Annotated in this window: 25 protein-coding genes; 9 read left to right on the plus strand and 16 right to left on the minus strand. The window is 68.6% G+C overall.

Translation table 11 applies throughout. The annotated features are described in order from the left end of the window. Window positions 1-141 precede the first annotated feature (141 nt). The 3 genes from ACIOJD_RS33610 to ACIOJD_RS33620 all read right to left on the minus strand — a co-directional run bounded on the left by ACIOJD_RS33610 (window position 142) and on the right by ACIOJD_RS33620 (window position 1,980). Window positions 142-318, minus strand: a complete 177-nt coding sequence (locus ACIOJD_RS33610) for a hypothetical protein (protein ID WP_401920180.1) — start codon at window positions 316-318, stop codon at window positions 142-144. 106 nt (window positions 319-424) lie between these two features. Beyond that, window positions 425-1,117 carry a hypothetical protein gene (locus ACIOJD_RS33615; protein WP_401920183.1) on the minus strand — a complete coding sequence of 231 codons (693 nt, stop codon included), beginning with the start codon at window positions 1,115-1,117 and terminating at the stop codon, window positions 425-427. Continuing rightward, a complete protein-coding gene (locus ACIOJD_RS33620; RefSeq protein WP_401920185.1) occupies window positions 1,114-1,980 on the minus strand; it encodes a sigma factor-like helix-turn-helix DNA-binding protein in 867 nt (288 codons plus the stop codon). Before ACIOJD_RS33620 ends, ACIOJD_RS33615 begins: the two co-directional genes overlap by 4 nt. 574 nt (window positions 1,981-2,554) lie before the next feature. Here ACIOJD_RS33620 and ACIOJD_RS33625 point away from each other — a divergent pair. The 4 genes from ACIOJD_RS33625 to ACIOJD_RS33640 all read left to right on the plus strand — a co-directional run bounded on the left by ACIOJD_RS33625 (window position 2,555) and on the right by ACIOJD_RS33640 (window position 4,234). Beyond that, window positions 2,555-3,184, plus strand: a complete 630-nt coding sequence (locus ACIOJD_RS33625; RefSeq protein ID WP_401920188.1) for a hypothetical protein — start codon at window positions 2,555-2,557, stop codon at window positions 3,182-3,184. Window positions 3,185-3,295: 111 nt separating this feature from the next. Then, window positions 3,296-3,691 (plus strand): DUF3307 domain-containing protein, encoded by a 396-nt coding sequence (locus ACIOJD_RS33630; protein ID WP_401920191.1) that lies wholly within the window; start codon window positions 3,296-3,298, stop codon window positions 3,689-3,691. Between the two features lie 37 nt (window positions 3,692-3,728). Beyond that, the gene (locus ACIOJD_RS33635) at window positions 3,729-3,896 is read left to right on the plus strand and encodes a hypothetical protein (RefSeq protein ID WP_401920193.1); all 168 of its coding nucleotides are present in this window, start codon (window positions 3,729-3,731) and stop codon (window positions 3,894-3,896) included. A gap of 89 nt (window positions 3,897-3,985) precedes the next feature. After that, window positions 3,986-4,234: a helix-turn-helix transcriptional regulator gene (locus ACIOJD_RS33640; protein ID WP_401920195.1), complete on the plus strand. Its 249-nt coding sequence runs from the start codon at window positions 3,986-3,988 to the stop codon at window positions 4,232-4,234. A 263-nt stretch (window positions 4,235-4,497) separates the two neighbouring features. Here the strand turns inward: ACIOJD_RS33640 and ACIOJD_RS33645 are convergent, their stop codons facing one another. Further along, a complete protein-coding gene (locus ACIOJD_RS33645) occupies window positions 4,498-4,983 on the minus strand; it encodes a hypothetical protein (RefSeq protein WP_401920198.1) in 486 nt (161 codons plus the stop codon). 155 nt (window positions 4,984-5,138) lie between these two features. Here ACIOJD_RS33645 and ACIOJD_RS33650 point away from each other — a divergent pair, with 155 nt between their 5' ends. Next, window positions 5,139-5,657, plus strand: coding sequence for a hypothetical protein (locus tag ACIOJD_RS33650; protein ID WP_401920200.1), 519 nt, complete (start codon window positions 5,139-5,141; stop codon window positions 5,655-5,657). A gap of 20 nt (window positions 5,658-5,677) precedes the next feature. Here the strand turns inward: ACIOJD_RS33650 and ACIOJD_RS33655 are convergent, their stop codons facing one another. The 5 genes from ACIOJD_RS33655 to ACIOJD_RS33675 all read right to left on the minus strand — a co-directional run bounded on the left by ACIOJD_RS33655 (window position 5,678) and on the right by ACIOJD_RS33675 (window position 8,326). Further along, window positions 5,678-5,923 (minus strand): hypothetical protein, encoded by a 246-nt coding sequence (locus tag ACIOJD_RS33655; protein WP_401920202.1) that lies wholly within the window; start codon window positions 5,921-5,923, stop codon window positions 5,678-5,680. Beyond that, window positions 5,920-6,189 carry a hypothetical protein gene (locus ACIOJD_RS33660; protein WP_401920204.1) on the minus strand — a complete coding sequence of 90 codons (270 nt, stop codon included), beginning with the start codon at window positions 6,187-6,189 and terminating at the stop codon, window positions 5,920-5,922. Before ACIOJD_RS33660 ends, ACIOJD_RS33655 begins: the two co-directional genes overlap by 4 nt. 186 nt (window positions 6,190-6,375) lie before the next feature. Next, window positions 6,376-7,554, minus strand: a complete 1,179-nt coding sequence (locus tag ACIOJD_RS33665) for a hypothetical protein (RefSeq protein WP_401920206.1) — start codon at window positions 7,552-7,554, stop codon at window positions 6,376-6,378. A 193-nt stretch (window positions 7,555-7,747) separates the two neighbouring features. Then, window positions 7,748-7,957 (minus strand): hypothetical protein, encoded by a 210-nt coding sequence (locus ACIOJD_RS33670; protein WP_401920208.1) that lies wholly within the window; start codon window positions 7,955-7,957, stop codon window positions 7,748-7,750. 192 nt (window positions 7,958-8,149) lie between these two features. Further along, the gene (locus tag ACIOJD_RS33675; protein WP_401920210.1) at window positions 8,150-8,326 is read right to left on the minus strand and encodes a hypothetical protein; all 177 of its coding nucleotides are present in this window, start codon (window positions 8,324-8,326) and stop codon (window positions 8,150-8,152) included. Window positions 8,327-8,399: 73 nt separating this feature from the next. Here ACIOJD_RS33675 and ACIOJD_RS33680 point away from each other — a divergent pair, with 73 nt between their 5' ends. Next, the gene (locus tag ACIOJD_RS33680; RefSeq protein WP_401920212.1) at window positions 8,400-8,891 is read left to right on the plus strand and encodes a hypothetical protein; all 492 of its coding nucleotides are present in this window, start codon (window positions 8,400-8,402) and stop codon (window positions 8,889-8,891) included. A 203-nt stretch (window positions 8,892-9,094) separates the two neighbouring features. On the opposite strand, the gene ACIOJD_RS33685 is transcribed toward ACIOJD_RS33680, so the two are convergent. The 3 genes from ACIOJD_RS33685 to ACIOJD_RS33695 form a co-directional block, all read right to left on the minus strand. Then, complete coding sequence (locus tag ACIOJD_RS33685) at window positions 9,095-9,412, minus strand: hypothetical protein (protein WP_401920214.1); 318 nt, start codon at window positions 9,410-9,412, stop codon at window positions 9,095-9,097. A 448-nt stretch (window positions 9,413-9,860) separates the two neighbouring features. Beyond that, complete coding sequence (locus ACIOJD_RS33690) at window positions 9,861-10,109, minus strand: type II toxin-antitoxin system RelE/ParE family toxin (protein ID WP_401920217.1); 249 nt, start codon at window positions 10,107-10,109, stop codon at window positions 9,861-9,863. Next, window positions 10,106-10,414 (minus strand): hypothetical protein, encoded by a 309-nt coding sequence (locus tag ACIOJD_RS33695; protein ID WP_401920220.1) that lies wholly within the window; start codon window positions 10,412-10,414, stop codon window positions 10,106-10,108. Before ACIOJD_RS33695 ends, ACIOJD_RS33690 begins: the two co-directional genes overlap by 4 nt. Window positions 10,415-10,972: 558 nt before the next feature. On the opposite strand from ACIOJD_RS33695, the gene ACIOJD_RS33700 reads away from it, so the two are divergent. Beyond that, window positions 10,973-11,209, plus strand: coding sequence for a hypothetical protein (locus tag ACIOJD_RS33700; RefSeq protein ID WP_401920222.1), 237 nt, complete (start codon window positions 10,973-10,975; stop codon window positions 11,207-11,209). Then, entirely contained in the window at window positions 11,209-11,583 is a 375-nt protein-coding gene (locus tag ACIOJD_RS33705; protein ID WP_401920225.1) for a fic family toxin-antitoxin system, toxin component, read from the plus strand. Before ACIOJD_RS33700 ends, ACIOJD_RS33705 begins: the two co-directional genes overlap by 1 nt. A gap of 294 nt (window positions 11,584-11,877) precedes the next feature. On the opposite strand, the gene ACIOJD_RS33710 is transcribed toward ACIOJD_RS33705, so the two are convergent. From ACIOJD_RS33710 to ACIOJD_RS33725, 4 genes are all read right to left on the minus strand, one after another. Then, window positions 11,878-12,564 (minus strand): M15 family metallopeptidase, encoded by a 687-nt coding sequence (locus tag ACIOJD_RS33710; protein WP_401920227.1) that lies wholly within the window; start codon window positions 12,562-12,564, stop codon window positions 11,878-11,880. Next, the gene (locus ACIOJD_RS33715; RefSeq protein WP_401920230.1) at window positions 12,561-13,460 is read right to left on the minus strand and encodes a LysR family transcriptional regulator; all 900 of its coding nucleotides are present in this window, start codon (window positions 13,458-13,460) and stop codon (window positions 12,561-12,563) included. Before ACIOJD_RS33715 ends, ACIOJD_RS33710 begins: the two co-directional genes overlap by 4 nt. Before the next feature lie 368 nt (window positions 13,461-13,828). Then, a complete protein-coding gene (locus ACIOJD_RS33720; protein WP_401920232.1) occupies window positions 13,829-14,626 on the minus strand; it encodes a DciA family protein in 798 nt (265 codons plus the stop codon). A gap of 17 nt (window positions 14,627-14,643) precedes the next feature. Further along, a complete protein-coding gene (locus tag ACIOJD_RS33725; protein ID WP_401920234.1) occupies window positions 14,644-16,128 on the minus strand; it encodes a winged helix-turn-helix domain-containing protein in 1,485 nt (494 codons plus the stop codon). A gap of 194 nt (window positions 16,129-16,322) precedes the next feature. Between ACIOJD_RS33725 and ACIOJD_RS33730 the strand changes: the two genes are divergently transcribed. Continuing rightward, window positions 16,323-16,742, plus strand: coding sequence for a hypothetical protein (locus tag ACIOJD_RS33730; RefSeq protein ID WP_401920236.1), 420 nt, complete (start codon window positions 16,323-16,325; stop codon window positions 16,740-16,742). Window positions 16,743-17,452 lie beyond the last annotated feature (710 nt).

Raw genomic sequence — 17,452 nt, forward strand, 5'->3', positions numbered from 1 at the left:
GCGGGCGGGGCGGGCCCCCCCCCCGGGGTCCTGGCCGCCGTCCGCGGGGGGGCCCACGCCGGCGCCCCCGGGGGGGGGGGGGGCTGGGGGGGGGGGGGGGGGGGGGCCCCCCCCCCGGGGGGGGGCACCCCGGCGCGTGTGTCACAGGTAGCGCTGGAACCAGAGGGTGAGCAGGCTGACGGCGCCGGTGCCGATGCCGTAGCAGGCACCGCGCAGCATGTGGCCGGCGGCCGCCCGGCGGTGTCGTGCAGCCCGTCGAACGAGTTGCTTCAGCCGGGTGACGGCCTCGTCCGGGAGGGGCTGGGGGATATGGTGCATGGAGATGTTCCTCTTCTCGGGGTGCGTCGTGCAGGGAGCCCTTCCGGTCGGTGGCCTCGGAACCGACGGCCGGAGCAGGGCTCCTTTGCTGTTTTGTAGGGGCGGGTCAGCGGTGGCGTGTGGTGAACCGGTGGAGCTGGTCGGCCAGACGCCGGTCGGGCCGGCGGACGATAGCGGGTGCCGGGCTGATCTTCCTGGAGGCCAGCCGGTCGACTTCGCCTTCCAGGCCGCCGGTGGGCGCGGATGCGCCGGACCCGTGGCGCCGGACGTAGCGGGCCACCGCCTCCAGGCCGCCGATGAACTCTTCGTCCAGCGGGTCCCAGTGATCCGGATACGGGGTCTGCGGGGTGGTCGCCTGCTGATACCAGTGCCAGGCCTCTCGGAGTTCCTGGAGATGGCGGTGGTGCAGGTGCAGGCAGTAGGCGGCTGCACGGCTTTCCGCTCCGGCCGCGAACTGCCACCAGAACTGGGCTGACTGCGGATGTCCCGTCAGATACAGCAGGCAGGCGAAGACCATCGCGCCGTTGGCATCCATCGGCTCCAGGGTCAGCAGGTCATCGGTATCCGGGTCTTCGACGACCTTGGCCATGTGCACGGCGGCGTCCGGCGCGTTGATCGCCCAGCGTGAGACCACGCCCAGCATGTGGCCGGCCTGTGTCGCCCGCTCGATCTCCGGTGGTGACGAGACCCGGGCCGCGTCGGCCGCGAGCCGGCACAGCGCGCCCGCGACGTCGAACGTGCGGGGGTCGGAGGTGGGGACGGATGCTCGGGCCAGGAGGTCGTCGATGGTCGAGGTCACTGGTCCTCTCCCCTGTTGCCGTCCGGGCCGTCGTGCTGGGTGAACAGCTCCGTGAAATGCTCCTTGGCCTTGCGGAGGTGATGGTCGACCGTCCGTTCGTGCAGCCCCATCAGTCCCGCGATCCGCCGTACCGGATAGTCCAGCACGCAGCGCAGCACGAGGACGTCGAACTGGCGGGGCTCCAGTTCCGCGAGGGTGCTGTAGCTGGGACTCGCCATCACGGCCAGCTGCTGGCGGGCGAAGCGCAGCGCCACGACCAGCGCCACCGCGTCCTCCCCTGCCTTGGTCTTCTCGGCTTCCAGCGCCTGGCGTGCGCTCTCCATGTGGACGAGCAGCCGGTCCTTGGCGTCGTCGATGTAGTAGTCCACCGCGGCGCCGGTCAGGCCCAGGTACCACGCGACCCGGTCGGCCGAGTACTTCAGGACGAACCGCAGCACGATCAGCTCGAAGTGGCGCTGGGGCAGTTTCGCTATGGCCTCGTACAGGCCCGTGGTGCCTTCGAGTTGGGAGAACCGCTGGTCCTGGCGCAGTGCCTGCGCGATGGGGCCGCTGAGGACGAACGCGGGTTCCCTGCCGTCCCTGGCCATCTGGTCACCGACGGTCTGACGGACGATCGCCCAGGCCTGCTGCTCCAGGTTTCCGGAGTTCAGGAGGTCGGTCCAGCTGCCCAGGATCTCGCGGAAGACCTGGTGGATCACTTCCTCAGCCGACGGGCGGCTGCCGAACTGGACCTCCGCGTAGTCGTGGAAGAGTTCTTGATGGCCGAGGTAGAAGGCCTCGAATTCCAGCGGAAGGTCCAGGGCCGGCCGGGTCAACGGCCCCTCCTGGAACGAAGCGTCCTCGTGGTGGACTTCGCCGTTCACGCGCGTCTCCCTTCGGAGATGATCATCGCGGGGGTCTCTCATCATCGAGTGGCGGGCGCACGGCAACACGAGCGCACCGGAGGCCCGTTGGGTCTCACTCATCACCTAAGCGACTCCGGCCGCGATTCACTGATGGGGCACCACGAGAAATCACGCTGAGCACTTGAGCGGACACAAATTGCAAGATTCAACCGCATCGCGTACCGCCCGCCTGACCTGCACGGACAGAACCCCGGCCGCAACTCCCACCCAGCCTTCCAGACATCAAGTGTCGTAAATCACACACTTGTTGACCAGGCGTCAAACATCGATGGACAGATATATCCACGCCTGATCGGATGCGACCCGATGACCAGCCCTCGGCGAGGAGTCATCCCCTTTCGGCGGACTGGCGGGTCGCCAGCGCGAGTGCGTCGGCGATCTCTGCAGCTGGCCCTCTCCTTCACCGTCCTGCCCGAGGTGCCCGTGATACGGACATACTGGGGAAGCGGGGCGTTTCCCTCTTGCCGATGCTGTACGGATCTCGTACAGTTTTTATTGTACGAGATCCGTACACACTGCCCAGGGGGGTTCCATGGAGCACCAGCTCTCCACCACCGAGGACGGCCAGAACGAGTTGACGATCCGCTGGAACAAAGAGGACGACCCGACGGGTGTCCTCGAAGGCTGGATCGCCAAAGGGTTTCTGCAGTCGTTCCTGCGTACGTTCCCCAAGCCCACCGAGGGCGGCAGCCCGATCCACGCCGACGACGCCTACCACCTCGCCCTCGGTGTCAACTGGCTCGCGGAACACTCCGAACGGCGCCTGGAACTGCTGCTGCTCCTGATGCGGGACAAGTACCAGGCGTCCTGGGGCACCCTGGGCGCCGCGCTGGATGTCTCCCGGTCCACCGCCAAGTCCCGCTACCAGACGATCGCCAGGCGATACGCGGAACGCGGCCACTACGTGGACGAGAGCGGCCTTCGCTCGGGCCCGCCCGCCGAGGTCAAGAAACTGGTCGCCGCCCGGCTCAGCTCCCGCGACACCCAGGACAAGCTCATCGCGAACGCCGTCGCCAACCTCCAGGCCGGCAGCCGGGTCACGCTCCGCAGCGACACCAGTAAGCAGGGCACCGCCGTACGGCGCGCACTGGGCGAGTGGGTCATCGACTGGGACGACGACCGCGAGCTGCTCACCATGCGCGAGGACATCATCCCGCTCTGACCCGGTGATCAGCCGTCCACGTTTCACCAGGGTGACCGTCCACTGCCAGGCGCACGGCCACCCCGTACCACCCGAAACCCGACCACCAGTCAGACGCCGGAAGGCGCTTCCATGTTCCCATCACTGTTCATCCTGCTCTACGCCGGGCATCTCCTCGCGGACTACGTCTTTCAGACCGACCACCAGGCCGATCACAAGGCCGACCGCACCCTCAGCGGCTGGCAGGCCAATCTCTCGCACGCCGCGACGCATGTCGTCACCTGCGCGGTGACGCTGACCGTCGGCGCTGTCGCACTCGGCCTGGACGTCGGCGTGCTACCGGTCATCGCCGCGCTGGCGTGGATCGGCGGAACACACGCGGTCATCGACAGGCGCTGGCCGGTCACCTGGTGGATGACCCACACGGGATCGACGGCGTGGGCCCAGAACGGCGGATCGGCCTATGTCGACCAGACCGCGCACATCACCATCCTGGTGACTGCCGCACTGGCCCTCGCCACCGTCTGACGACCGCGCACCACACACCTCGCAGAAGGAGACTGGCATGAGCTGGACACGCAAGCGCACCGTCACCGGTTCCGACGGCCACACGTACACAGAGATCACCCACGCCGAAGGGGAAGCCACCGAGATCGCCCCCGGCGTCAAGTTCATCGCCACGAGCAAGAACAAGAAGAACAAGACCAAGAAAAACAAGAAGAGCGATCACTGATCCAGGTCACGCGCAACCCGACGGCCCCGTTCGACGGGGCCGTCGGCAAGCTCTCGCCAACAACGACATCCACTGGGAAGGCTGAGACGATGACCGACCGCCTCAACCACCGGCAACTCAGCTGCCTCGCGCTCGCCGCCAACGGGCGCTCCGACGCGGAGATCGGTGTCGTCTACGGCGTCGGCCCTCACATCATCTCCCGCCACCTCGGCGCCGCCTACCGCATCCTGGGCGCCCGGAATCGTGCACACGCCGTAGCACTCGCACTCTGCGCCGGCGATCTCACGACCGCCGACATCGAGCAGAGCACAGAGGTCGACACCGACACGGAGACGTGATCCGGGGAAGCATCGCGGCCGGTGCGTCGAAGGGCCGAGGGGCCGCCGCGCGCGGTGCGGCGGGCCCCGGCACGGCGTCAGAGGTAGCGCTGGAGCCAGAGGGTGAGCAGGCTGACGGCGCTGGTACGAACCCCGCAGGCCATCACCCCTCAGGGCGCGTCATCGTTGAGCACTCGCGGAACACGGACGTACCAGCCGACACGCGGTCAACCTGACCGGAGGACACTGCCCGCCCGCCGACCCGGATACGAGGCCGGTTCCGTCTACTTGCTCTTCGCTTCGACGAAGGCATCGTCGACGACAGCGCGGAGCGGTGGGTCCTTCGGGTCCGGGCGCTTCGTGGTGTCGTCCAGAACTCCGGAGATCTCGTTGTACATGCGGATGGACTCCGCTTGACGGTGTTTGCCGAAGTTCTTCGAGTCCGCACCGCCATGACCCATGTAGTCCAGGACCCGGAGGTAGTTGGTGAGACTGACTCCCGTCAGTGCGACCTGGACCAGGCCGTTGTCGAGGTCTTTGCTCGTGCTTTTGATCTCAAGGTCAGGGCCGTCACGGCCTTCCTGGTCAGAGGTCTTCTCCCAGAGTTCCTTAGATGTCTCAACGTAGAAGACCTTGAGCCCAGCGGCCTTCTGTAGCCGTTCGGAGTGCTGTGGTGGGGAATCCGTGGAGCAGCCGGTCATGAAGGCGATGGCGAGCAGCGCGAACGAGGAGAGAGTCGTGGCTCGGCGCGAACGAGAAGTAGTCAACACGGACCGCAGTTTCGTAGACGGAGCCCGGCCTGGAGCCGCTTTGATTCACTGTCAGCCGAACGGGTGATGAAGCAACGCTCCGGCGTACACCGCCTGCACCCCAGCACATGGCCGACCTGGGAAAGAATGGCCGCAGCGATCACGAAGGGGGCGGCGTGCGGCTGACACTCGACACCGAAACGGACACCTACGAACAGGCCATTGCCGCCGTGCAGGCCGCCTACGGGCTGCGCCCCGTTACCCCTGCTGAGTGGCCGGAACCACCAGCCCTCGACCCCCGCCCCGATCCACGGGACCTGAGCGGCGACGACATCGGGGACGGGTGGAGCGAGCAGACGCTCTTCCGGATGCTCGCCTCCCTGATGCCCGGGGCCCGCGCGGTGCTGCGGCGGATCATCGACCTGGGTGGCACCGCCTCGTTTGGCGAAGTCCAGCAGCACTTCGCCGACCATCCGACCACCCCGATCCCGAAGGCGAAAATCGGCGGGACGCTGACCAGCGTCAAGGCGGTACAGCGCCACGTCGGCCCGGCCGGCTCCTCCCGACTCCTCCAACGGGACGAGCAAGCACGCCTCTACCAGATCGACCGCGCACTGGTAGGGCTCACGCGGGCCTTCACGATCGCCGATGCCCGCCCCGACCTGCTGCGCGGTGAACCCGCAGCACGCCGGTAGAAGAACATCTCGCCGGGCCTTCAGATGTAGACGGCGCGGACGACGGTCACCACCAGGACGTCCTGGCTGACGTAGTAGCGGATCAGGACGTCGGCGACGACGGCCTGGCGGCGGTCGTCGTCCTTGTCGATCGGCGCGGAGTCCTTGCCGTACGGGTCGCCGACGATCCGTCGCATCCCGGTGTCGAACCGGGTGCGCAGCGAGGTGCTCATTTCGGCGCGGGCCTGGTCGGCGGGTGGTGCGTACTGGAGGCGGTAGCGGCTCACGCCACCTCCGAGTCGTGAGCGTTGGTGGCGCCGATGTCCTCGCCGCGGGCCAGGCGCTCGAAGAGGGCGTCGTCCTCTTCGTCGGCGCCGGTGCCGGCCAGCGCCCAGCGCACCAGGGCGGCGTGGAGCTCGGCGGCGGGGACGTGTGCGATCTCCCGGTCGAACTCGAGGATGCGGTCGGTGTCCAGGGTGGCGCGGATGGCCGCGATGGTGCCGGGCAGCTCCACGAGCTGGCCGCCGATGACGGTCTTGAGGGTGGCGTCCACGGTGGGCCTCCTTCCTGCCCCGTACGGTACGCGCGCCCAGGTCGCGGCTCGGCGTCCATGTCCGGCCCGGACGCGGCTGCCAGTCGGCGGGCCTGCCAGGTCGTGCATGGAGCGAGCGCCCGCCGCCGCGTCGAGGGCGGCGCGCAGCCGTCGGTCCTGTTCGCCGGCCCGAGCGCCACTGTCAGATCAGAGCCGGAGGGCGAGGGTCTCCGCGTGGCTCAGACATGTGGTGGCCTGGAGGAGGCTGCCGTCGGCGGCGGCATCGTGGGCCATGCTGGTCATCAGCGCCACGTCGGAAAGAACGCCGGGGGCATCGGTGTCCGCCTGGCTCTCTTCCTCGAGCCGGGCATCCAGCACCTCGCACGCCCGGCGCAGAGCGTCGGTCCAGTCCCCGTCGAACACCTCGCGCGGCAGTCCGGACAGTTCGGTGAGCCACAGGTCGGCGTGAGAGCGCAGGAGCTCCACAGGCCCGCGGTGATCGTGCACGATTCCGCACGGGTGCTCGGGGACCGCGCCGGGGGCAAGCGGGCCGGGCCACGCGGGCAGGGCTTCGGAGTGAGCGGGGCACAGGTACACCTTCCAAGCCGGGCCGGCTCCAGTGTCCGGGCCCTGGCGGGTCGCGGTGGCGCTCGCGTCGCAGTTCAGGACCTGGCGCAGCGAGGTGAGCGACCTTCCCCTGGCAGAGGTCTGTGTCCCGGACCGTTTGAGGTACCAGCTGATTTCGTAGGGCAGTTGCTCGGCCAACGCGAACAGGTACTCGAGGATGCCGTCGTAGAGGGGGTCCCTGTTCGGCGGACTGACCTCGGCCAGCAGGGCGGTCTCGATCTCGGGATCGTGTGCGCTGCGGTCCGAGACGGCAGCCGCGTTGGAGAAGATGTTCTCCATGCCTTTCATCGCCATCTGGCGGCGGTCCTCCGAGTCCTGCCGTACCTTCTGGCCGCGTGCGAGGAACAGGGTGGTGTGCGGGATCGACAGTGCGGAGCGCAGCTCGCCCAGGGTGGGTTCCTCGCACAGGCGGGTCACGGTGTCCTCGGCCAGCGGCGGCCGGCACTGGATCAGCCGGTCCAGGACCGTGACGCCCAGCACGATCGCCGCGCCGGCGTAGCGCCAGGCGAGCATGCCGACCTCCCGCTCGTAGTCCGTGGCGAGGTGGCTGAGTTCGAGCAACGCTTCTGGGTGGTGAGTGAAGAGATCGCCGTCGGTGTACACCTCCGCGATCTCGTGGGTGCGAGAAGCACGTCCGCTGGCGGCCTGCGCAGACTCGTACGTGTGCTGCAGCTCCACGTGCGACACGTGCAGAGAGCGCAGTGCCTGCGCCTCATGCGCGGCGAGATCAGGCAAAGTGACCACATCAGGAAACAGCACGACGCCGCCCTCCCCATACCGGTATCCGATCAGTCGAACGCTACCGCCGGCCACGACACCGCGAGGGCGTTCCACAAGGTCCGCCCGATGGGGTCCACTGCCCTGCTGGAGGACTCAGGGGCAGGCGGCGCGGGCGGCGGTGAGGACGGAGTCGCTGACGAAGAGAGGGCCGCCTCGCGCGGCCGCCCGGTGTTCAGAAGCTGGACTGCGAGACGCCCTGGATGAGCTGGGTCAGGAACTCGAGGATTCCCTGGCCGACTGGGGTGGGGGCGAGTAGTACGCCCAAGGCCAGCACGATGACGACGGTGAACTTCTCGTCGAGCCGGCTTCTCGCCTCGGTCCGGCGGCGCAGTCGCAGAATCACGATGACCGCGAGCAGAATGGCCACGTCGATCGTCAGCACCGGCCGCCCCCTGTCAGGCCATGGCCCTCCTGCGTGATTGCTCAGGACGGGCCTCTGAGTCCCCTTGTGTACCGCGCAATCACCCACCCACACCCCTCGGTTACCGATGATTGACGCAAAGTATTTGTGTGGCTGGATCCTGATCAAGTGCCGGAGCGGTGTTCCGGGCGGACGTACCGGCGATCGGTTTGGTCAGTGGTCGTCGGCCGTCGTCCGGCGTGTCCAGCCGTGCGGGCCGCGCCGCCAGCCGAGTACGGCCGCGACCGTGGTGAACGCGTTGTTCAGGTAGCGGCCGCCGTGTTCCCACCGCCAGGTCCGGCGGCGCTGCCGTGCGGTGAGCGGAGTCCGACGTTTATCGCCGATCGGCAATAAACGTGCGCGTGCGCGGGACCGGGGCCACAAGCTGGCGTGCCCGGGTCGACCGGTACTCGTTGACGGGAGCATGAGCGATTCCCTGGAGCCGACGCTGCCCGCCCTGCTCGACGCGCTGGCAGACACGGCAGCCGACGTCCTCAACGCGGGCGCGCGCGAGGGCTGGTCGCCTGTGGGGATCTACAGCGCGCTGGACGCGGTGGACCTGCTGATCGCGGCGGCCCGGCAGTACGGCGGACCGCTGGACCATGCCTTGGAACCGGTGCCCGGTTGCACGGTCGCGGCACGGGCCGCGCTGCGTGATCCGCTGCCGGACCCGCCCCGGCCCCGTACTAACGGCACCCGGCGGGAAGAAGAGGACGGGACCGCGCAGTTCCGGGCCTGGCGGGACGCCCGGTGGCACACCCCGCAGGGAGAGGCACCCGAAGTGACCGCCGTGCGCGCGGTGTACGAGCGGGCCGTCGCCGCTGAGAAACTCGCCAAGAAGAGGGCGCGGGAGGCGTCCCGGGAAACGCTGCGGGCGCTGGACGCCATGCAGGCTCACGACGCCGGCCGGCCGTGAGCGCCGGACCGAAGGCAGTCGCGCGCAGCAGTCGCCGCCTGGCGTCATGCTGAACGCTCCAGCCGGACACCGGTTTCGGGAGGCCCGCGCGCTCCGTACGGGCCCGGCGGAGTGCCTGGGCGTGGACGGCGTCGACTTCGCGGCGGCCGTCGGTGCGCGCGTCCTGGATCGGTGTCGGGGCGGCGTCTGTGACGGACAGGTCGTCAGGGAAGGCACGTGCGCGCTGCGCGTAAAGGGCCCGGGACTGCCGCTCCACGGCCTGCGCGATGGTCGGGTCGATGGCCGCCCACCGCTCCCGAAGCGTCGCGCGCCGACGGCCGGGGCTCCCAGGCCCGCTCGGTGACCAGCGCGCCGATCGCCGCGCCCAGGCCCATCGGCTCGCGCCCGTCGTGCCGCACCGCCGTGACGGGCCGCGGCTTCTTCTTCGCCTTATGGCCGGCGCCGTTCTTCCGGGCCGTCTCCATCACGGCCCGCAGCGCGACCCGGGCCAGGTCGACCCCGGACACCTCGCCCTCGCTCATGCCTCCCCCCCCCAGGTGGCGTGTCCGAGGACCAGGTGGTGCGTGCCCGCCAGCCGCTGCGCTTCATCGACCAGCTGGTGGCTGAACAGCCTCCTGGCCGACGTCTCGCCGTACTGGTCGATGCGTGCTCACGGGTCAGGTCCTCGAGGACGAGCTCCTGCTCCTGGCCGTCGCCGTCGACCGGGTCGGGCGCGGCGAGCGGACGCGGCGCGGGCCGCACGATCGGCGCCATCGGCGCCGGAGTCCTTGCCGTACGGGTCACCGACGATCCGTCGCATCCCGGTGTCGCGTCAGCTACACCAGCCTGCTGTCCTTCAGGTAATTCGCGACGTGTGCGCGTCCAGCCGTGCCGGCTGCGCCACCAGCCGAGTAAGGCCGTGAGCGTGACGGCAAGGCTGTGGGTGGAACGGATCACCCTGGCCTCGCGCCGCACTGCTGTACCCCGGGGTCAGTGGATGATGTCGACGGCGGTGATGACGAGGACGTCGTCGTGGACCCAGTAGACGACGATGGCGTTGGGGACGGTCAGCATCCTGCGGTCTTTGCCCCGGCTGCGGGGAGCTTGGATGGAACCGTGCCCGTACGGGTCGGAGGCGAGTCGGCGCATCCCGTCGTCGACGCTCACGCGGGTCTGGGCGGGCATCGAGCGACGCTGCACGGTGGCCTGGTCGGTGTACTGGACCCGGTAGCGGCTCACGCCACCTCCGGGTCGGACACCTTGGTGTCGCCACCGAGGTCGTCCAGGGGAGTGCAGCCGGAGAAGTCCCCTGCCCGGAGTCGTTCGATGGTCGCGTCGGTCTCGTCCCACGCCTGCTGAGGCAGGGCATACGCGGCCAGGACCGCGGGGAGCTCCATGGCGGGGGTACTGCCAAGCTGGGCCTCGAACTCCGCCAGGCGCTCGGGATCACAGGCCAGAGCGGAACGGACCCCGTCTATCGTCGCCGGGATCTCCACCAGCTCCCCGCCGACGTGCGCCCGCCACGTCACCGCCGTCTCGCTCATCCGCTCCGACACCCCTCTCCCGGTCTTCCGTACGGCCAACACCATCACGCTACGCCGCCGGCCTCCGCTCCTTCGAGGGCCAGAGCGAGCAGGTACACGAAAGGGTGTGCCGATCACCCCGTAACGTGCGCTTCTGAGCCGCCTGTTCACCTTCGATGGCCAACTCCGCGCTCCCCTCCGGTCAAGGAAAGACCAGTATGGGGCTGTGCGTCCGGCTCGCGGGCCTTTTCTCATGTCTGCCCCCGGCTACGGCCAAGCGTTCGACCGCCGTGCCGTCCCGCTCCCTTGGGCCCGGGACTGCCGGCTCAAGCGCGTTCTCCTGTCGACAAACGACGTGCACGAGGTCTACGCGAAGGCCGGATTCACCCCAGTGCCGCACCCCGAGAACTTCATGATTCTGAACACCGAGAGGTGACGGGAGCAGGCAGTCTGCGATAGCGCTGTCGCTGCGAACGTCATGGACCGCGTCAATCAGGTGCTCCGTGCCGTCCCCGATCTGTACTGGCCACGGAGTCGCCTCCCCTGCACCCGCGCGGTAACGGCTGTTACCGTTCGGGTATGGCCAAGACACAGCTCGGTGCCCGAATCGACTCGGAGATCGCCGAACTCGCACGCAAACGAGCCGTCGACCGGGGACTGCCCCTGGGGGACTACCTCGCGCAGCTTGTCCTCGAGGACGCGAGCGGCCTGCGCGCACGCGCCACCGGCGCAGCCGGACGGTTCCTCGACGAACACCAGCACATCTTCGACGAGGCCGAGAAGGCCACGGACGCCCCGGGAGCCCACGCCGCGTAATGGACCTGCACATCGACGTCTCCTGGATCCTGCAGGTCGCCGAACTCGCCGGCGCGGGCGACCCCGCCCCCGACGACTACGGAGTCCCCGTCGCCGCCTGCGCCCGCCACCGCGCCGAACTCCTCGAACAACCCGTCTACGACGGCCCCTACACCCGAGCCGCAGCCCTGATCCACACCCTCGGGCGCTGCCGCTGGCTCGAACGCTCCAACCTCGCCGTCGCCGCCGCCACCGGCGTCATGTACCTGGAAGCCTCCGGTATCACCGTCAAGCCCACCCGCGAGCACGCCACCGCGCTGCGTGACCTCCTCCTCACCCCCACCTGCACCGCCCGCGACATCACCGCCCTCCTGCGTACCTGGCCCACAAGCTGACCAACCCATGAAGATCAGCCAGTCGAACATGTAGACGGCGCTGCTGAGGAGGAGTCCTGATGCCGGACACCTGGAACGACCGTCCCCTGGCCGACGCGAACCCTGTCCGTGAGCAGGAGCCGATCTTGAGAACCCACATACAAAGGTGTAGAATCTCGCGATCCATGGCATAGGGCATCGCTCCGACCTGCGGCTCTTCAGGCTGTCTCACGCCATGTCATGCCGAGTTCGTCTCACGAACATGTCATTTCCTCGGGTGCCGACCGCAGCCGCCGGCCGGCACCCGGTGGCGAGCTACTTCTGATGCGGGCGCGAAATCTGCGGTTGGTCGAGTTCCTTGGGCCCGTAGCGGGCGACTGCCGCCCCTGTTTCCAAGGCCCAGTAGCGGTCTCCGTATGACCAGTGCCACCACTCCGTGGGGTAGTTGACCAGGCCAGCAGCGGCGAGCGCGGTGCTCAGGATGTTCCGATGAGAACGAGCCTTGTCGCTGATGTTGTAGGCCTGCGTGTAACAGGCGCCCGCACTCTCCTCTGGAGTCGCGTTCATACGCGTACCCATGTCGAGTTCGCAGCCGTCGTCATCGGCAAGCGTCAGGTCAACAGCTGCTCCGGCGCTGTGCGGTGCGATCTCGGAAGGGGACACGTAGCGGCTAGCTGCCGAGCGGACCTGGTCTGGGGCCCATTCCGGATGCTCAGCACACAGTTGAGCTGCGTATTTGTCGAAGTAGTGGCGCTGAAGGGACGGCGGGCGATACCCCTCGACGAACAGCAGCCGCATCCCTTGGGGTAGCTGTGCCTGAGCCTTGAGGAGGCGGTCGAGCACTCCTTCGCGCAGGTAGGCGAAGGCACCAGCAGAGTCCTGCCATTTGCGCTCGTCGACCATCAGGCGAGCATCTCGTCGCAAATCCACGAGCCGGTCACCGCACTCCCGAACAGGAACGGCTGCGACCTTCGGGTCGGACATCAGAACGATCTCAGTCATGACGCGATCATCTCGTGCCCTCGCGCCCCTTCAGCCGGGATCTTCCGAGCCGCCGCGACAACGCGCTTGCCGAATCGAGTCAGCTTCATGGCCATGCCGCGTTCGGCCCGAACCAAGAGGGGCTGTCCGAAGTCGGCTTCGAGCCGGTTGATCTGGATCACCAGGGTCGACTGGTGAATGCCGAGGTCTCTGGCCGCTTCGGTGAGGGTGGGATAGGTCCGGGCTGCCAGGAAGCGTGAGAGCCGCTGCCGTGCGTATGGACCGGTCAGCGCCTTGCGGAGGACGGCAGGATGCCCTTCAGCTTCGTCGGCGGTGCGGAGGGCGGTGTGGTGGCTGGCTCCGCCGCGTGGCCGGAGGGGGATGTTGTGGGTGTGGGCCCAGCGGGCCATGTTCGCGGTGCTCATACCGGTTTCGCGGGCGAGATCCGGCAGAGTTCGGCGGCGGTGGACGTACTGCTCGATGAGCCAGTCCCGTTCGACGGTGCCGCGACGCTTGTAGTCCTGTGGGCCCTCGCGGAGCGGGATGTCGTACTCCTTGGCGAGATCGGTCAGCACTCTGCGGGAGAACCCGGTGAGGATGGCGATCTGCTGGAGGGTCCGGTGTCCGTCGCGGTAGAGCTGGGTGAAGCGCTCTGCCGGGATGGCTTGCCGGGCTTGCTGCCGGATGCGGCCGGTGGCTCTGGCGGCGTTCTTCGTCAGCGGGGGTGCGGGGGCTGGGTGTTCGTCGAGGACATGCCGGATGGCCTCGACGGTCGTGCCCAGGACCTTGGCGGCGTGCTGAACGGGGTGCTGGCGTTCTCGGACGAGCTGGTGCAGGCGGGGTAGGGCGACGTGCGCAGGGTCAGGTCCGGGAAGGGACAGTCCGGCCAGCAGGGCGGTGGGAGGCTGCCAGGTCACGGGCTCACCGTGGATGTGGTGCAAGGCCAGGAACTCAAGGGCTTCCTGCTGTAGGGCGTGTGCGAGTTCGGGAGTCTGAAGCGCGGTGAAGTGCAAGGCCGTCGCCCGGAACTCTGCACTGTCGAGCCCACCCAGGTCGTCGGGGACAGACTCGGCAGGCCGCTGAGACGTCGGAAGAGCTGGCTGCGGGCGATGCGTTCACGTCGACCGGTCCCCGGCGGTGTTCCGGTGCGGCGGCAGATCTCCAGCCAACGGTCATGGGGAAGCAGGCCGGTGAGCGTGACGGCGAGCGGTGTTCCGTGGCGGTCGACCATCAGGTGGTGTTTGGAGCCGGGACGAGCGCGGTCAACGGGAGTCCGGCCCGTAGTTCACGCCGTGTCGAAGAGGCGTCGCACGGGTTTGCCTTCGCGGGCACGCTCGCGGGCGGCCCTGGCGCGTGCGGCGCGGAGGCTGGCGTCGAGGCTGTTCACGCACTGGCCGGCGGCGGCTTGTTCTGCGGCAGCGATGGCTTCGGTGAATGCTTCCTCGGGTTCTCGGCGGGATGGGTCGGCGAGGACGCGGTCGCTGGCGGTGATGGCTTCGCGGAGGAACGGGTTGGTGGGGCCTGGCTCCGGCTTGTGGTCACGGTTGGCTTGGAGGGCGAGACGGTAGCCGGGTGAGGCTGTCTCGCGGGTTCGTACGGGCTCCTGTGCGGCAACTGCCCGTTCCGTTTTCTGGTGGGACTCGGTGGCGGGGGTGATGGTGCCGACGGGCAGGACGCGGATGGACTGTACGACCTGGCGGTCGAGTTTGTCGTTGATCTGTTTGGCCAGCTGGCCGCCGAGGAGCCGGAGTTGTGCGGCGTAGGCCTGGGTGGAGGGACGGAGGTCGAGGCGTCCGCGGTCGGGGTCGTAGGCGACGGGTTGGATGGTGTCGGCGTACTGGGGGCAGAGGGTGGCCCACTGGTCGAGGATGCTGCCGCCGTCGAGGGAGACGCGCCAGTCCTGGTCGGTGTTGAGGCGGGCGAGGACGGTACCGAAGCCGACGGGGTCGCGGCCATCGGTGCGCTGGCTGCGAGATCGTCGTACGGGCTTGTGTGTGCCGGGGCGCGTGTTGGCGGTGGAGCGCCAGGCGGCGAGGGCCTGGCGGGCGAGGTCGGCACCGGATGCGGTCTGCTGTTCGGTCATGGTCAGTCGCTCCGGGGTCAGAAGGCGGGGGTGAGGTCGCGGTTGGCGAGGCGGTCGAGGGTGAGGGCTTGGTCGACGAGGCGGTGGGTGTAGAGGCGGCGGGCGTCGGTCTCGGTCATGCCGGTGGCGAGCGCGGAGAGGATGACGTCGGGGTCGACGGCGTCCTGTCGCATTGCGATGACCAACTCTGAGTCCAGGTCTTCGAGTCGCATGGTCTGGGGAGTGGTGGTGTCGATGAGGTGGCAGTCCGCGTCGTCCACGGGGCCGGCGAGGGCGGCGCGGGTCCGGTCGAATGCGTTCCGGACGATGTTCTGTACGGACTGGCTGGTCGGGCGCCCGTTGGTGACGCCTTGCTGATAGCCGTCGTGGCGGGCGCGTTCCGCCGTCCGGGATTCCTGCCAGGCCAGGACCGCGGTCTTGCGCTGGGCCTTGGTGGTGTACAGCAGGTGGGCGCCCTTGAGGCGGTGGGCGAGCATCCCGGAGGGGCGTCGAACGTCAGCGGCGGTGAGGGGGCCTCGGTCTTCTGCGACGGCTTGGACTTCGAGGGCTGTCCATCCGGCGTCGGCGACGTCGCGGAGGATCCATGAGAGTCGGCTTCGGGAGGCGCGGCTGCACCAGGGGGCGATGGCGGCGAGTTCGGTGGCGAGTTGGTGGCGGCGTCCGACTTTGTTGAGGGTCCTACGGGCCTTGGGCTTTTGCTGCTGGGGAGTGGGGGATGGTGTGTCCCCGCTTGCGAGCTTGCTCTCAGGGGGGACGTAGGTAGTACCCGCAGTGGGAAGAGCTGAGGTACCGACCTGCATTGGGGTGCAACGGACCTCATCCGAAACAGCCGTCACAGAGCCCTGGTCAGCACCCCTGCGGGTACCCCCCGCCGAGGCCTTCGCCGACCTCTTCGTGCGCGGCTTGCGCACCTTCCGTGATGCCTTCTTCGCCAGCTTCGCCATCAGCTCCCGGCCGGCCTCCGAGATCCCGGTCATCGCGCGCGTGTGCGCAGGGGCGTCCTCATCCCGCTGCACCGTGCGGATCCCCAGCGCCTGGTCGAACTCCACCGGGATCATCCGCGCGAACTCCGACGCCTGCGCCGACTCACCGCGCACCCGGGTGCCCCGCACGATGTACGCGAGCAGCCCGGCCTCCCGCAGCATCCCCAGGTGGTACTCCACCGACCGCTCGGACAGGCCGGTGCGGCGCATCAGATACGCGATCCCCGGACGGCACGGGTACAGCTGCGCGAGCTCCTGGGCGACGCGCACGGTCGTCGGCCCGAGGGAGCGCGGTCCGTGCGACTTGTGCCGTCGCGGCCGGTAGAGCCCGGACCCGGCCACCCAGTGGACCCCCTGCATCCAGGAGTAGCCGTCCGGTGCGATGCGGCCCGCCGACGTCGACAGCCACTGGCTCGCCTCCGGCACGTACAGCTCGGGCAGCACGTCGACTGTGCCGCCGTCGAACGACGGACGCGCGGCAGGGAGCAGTACGGCGGCCGACGCCGCCACGGCACTCACCAGCCCACCCGCGCCAGCTGCAGGAAGGGGAACTTGTTGCAGGGCCCGTCGTTGCAAAGGCCATGGCACGCAAAAAAACGGATCCCGCAGAACGCCGCGCCCGGGAGTCCGCTCGCAGAACCGCCGCTGCGCAGCGAATCGGCCCCCGCACAGCGAGGACCCCACGCCCCCGGCAGCCCAAGTCCCTGTACGACTTGGAGCCGCCCGGCGCCTTCTACCAGGACTGGGACCGTCCGGTCGGCACGGACGACGAAGTGATGGCCAAAGTCACCAACGCGTTCGGGCCCGAATCCGGCGAGGCCGTCACCATGCGCATGATGTTGGACTACCGCAATCTCTACGGTCCGCACGTCCCGCTGGGCGCCGCCGGACAACTCGACCTGATCCTCGAGGACACAGCCCTGGCCGCCCAGCTCGCCCAATCCACGGGCGTCACGCAGGACGACGCCCGCGACTCTCTTCATTCCCTCCACGCGCAGGGAATGCTCCTCATCGCCGACGACGGCTCCCTGTGGATGACAGTCCCACCCGGAACTCCGTACTCCGCGCCGAACGGCCAGTGGTCGTTCATCGAGAAGAAAGCGGAGGCACCGTTGCAGCCCACCGCCAGCTGACCCTGCCTTTGTCATCGGCCTGGTGTACACGCCAGACCGGACACCCCTGGGACCCGTGCTCTGACCCCTGCTCTCATCCGTCATCCGCCGACCATCCGACGGAATGCCTGTGGACAGAGGACGGGAACCCGCAATCGGGAGTTCCGCTCCCGCCGGGCGGGCAGAAATCTTGAAACGCGTCCCGCCACGCGGGACGACGCCCTCGCGAACGCCGCCACCCGACGCATTGGCCCGCGCTGGCACGGAGCGCAGCCGACGCTGCGGCTCCTCGTCGACGGGGTTGTCGATGGACTCCCAGAGGGAGTGGTCCGCGGTGGCGGCAGACGCCGCGACCCTGCTCACCGACCTACCGCCACAACAGCAGCGGACAGAGGACGTGAACGAGAAGGAGAGAAGACCGATCATGGCGGCACTCTCGGCCGCCGGGGGGTTAGCCCCGCAAGTCCCTCCCGAGATCAGAGCGTCCGCTCCCATGGGACGGTCAAAAATCTTGAAATGCGTTCCGCTCGACGGGACGGGACCAGCAGGTTGACCGAGATCGACATGGGACCCCGGCGGGGTGATCTCAGCTGATGAATCTTCCCGACTAACCAGGCGAAGCGGACGAAGGGGACGTGAGAATCCCGCCACGCGGGAGGTCGGAACCATCACAAACGACGTGAAACGGTCTGACCCGCGCTGGCAGGGGGACACCAGATCGTGCATCATGA

The sequence above is a fragment of the Streptomyces sp. NPDC088116 genome (assembly GCF_044741745.1).
In the GTDB taxonomy this organism is placed as follows: Bacteria; Actinomycetota; Actinomycetes; order Streptomycetales; family Streptomycetaceae; genus Streptomyces.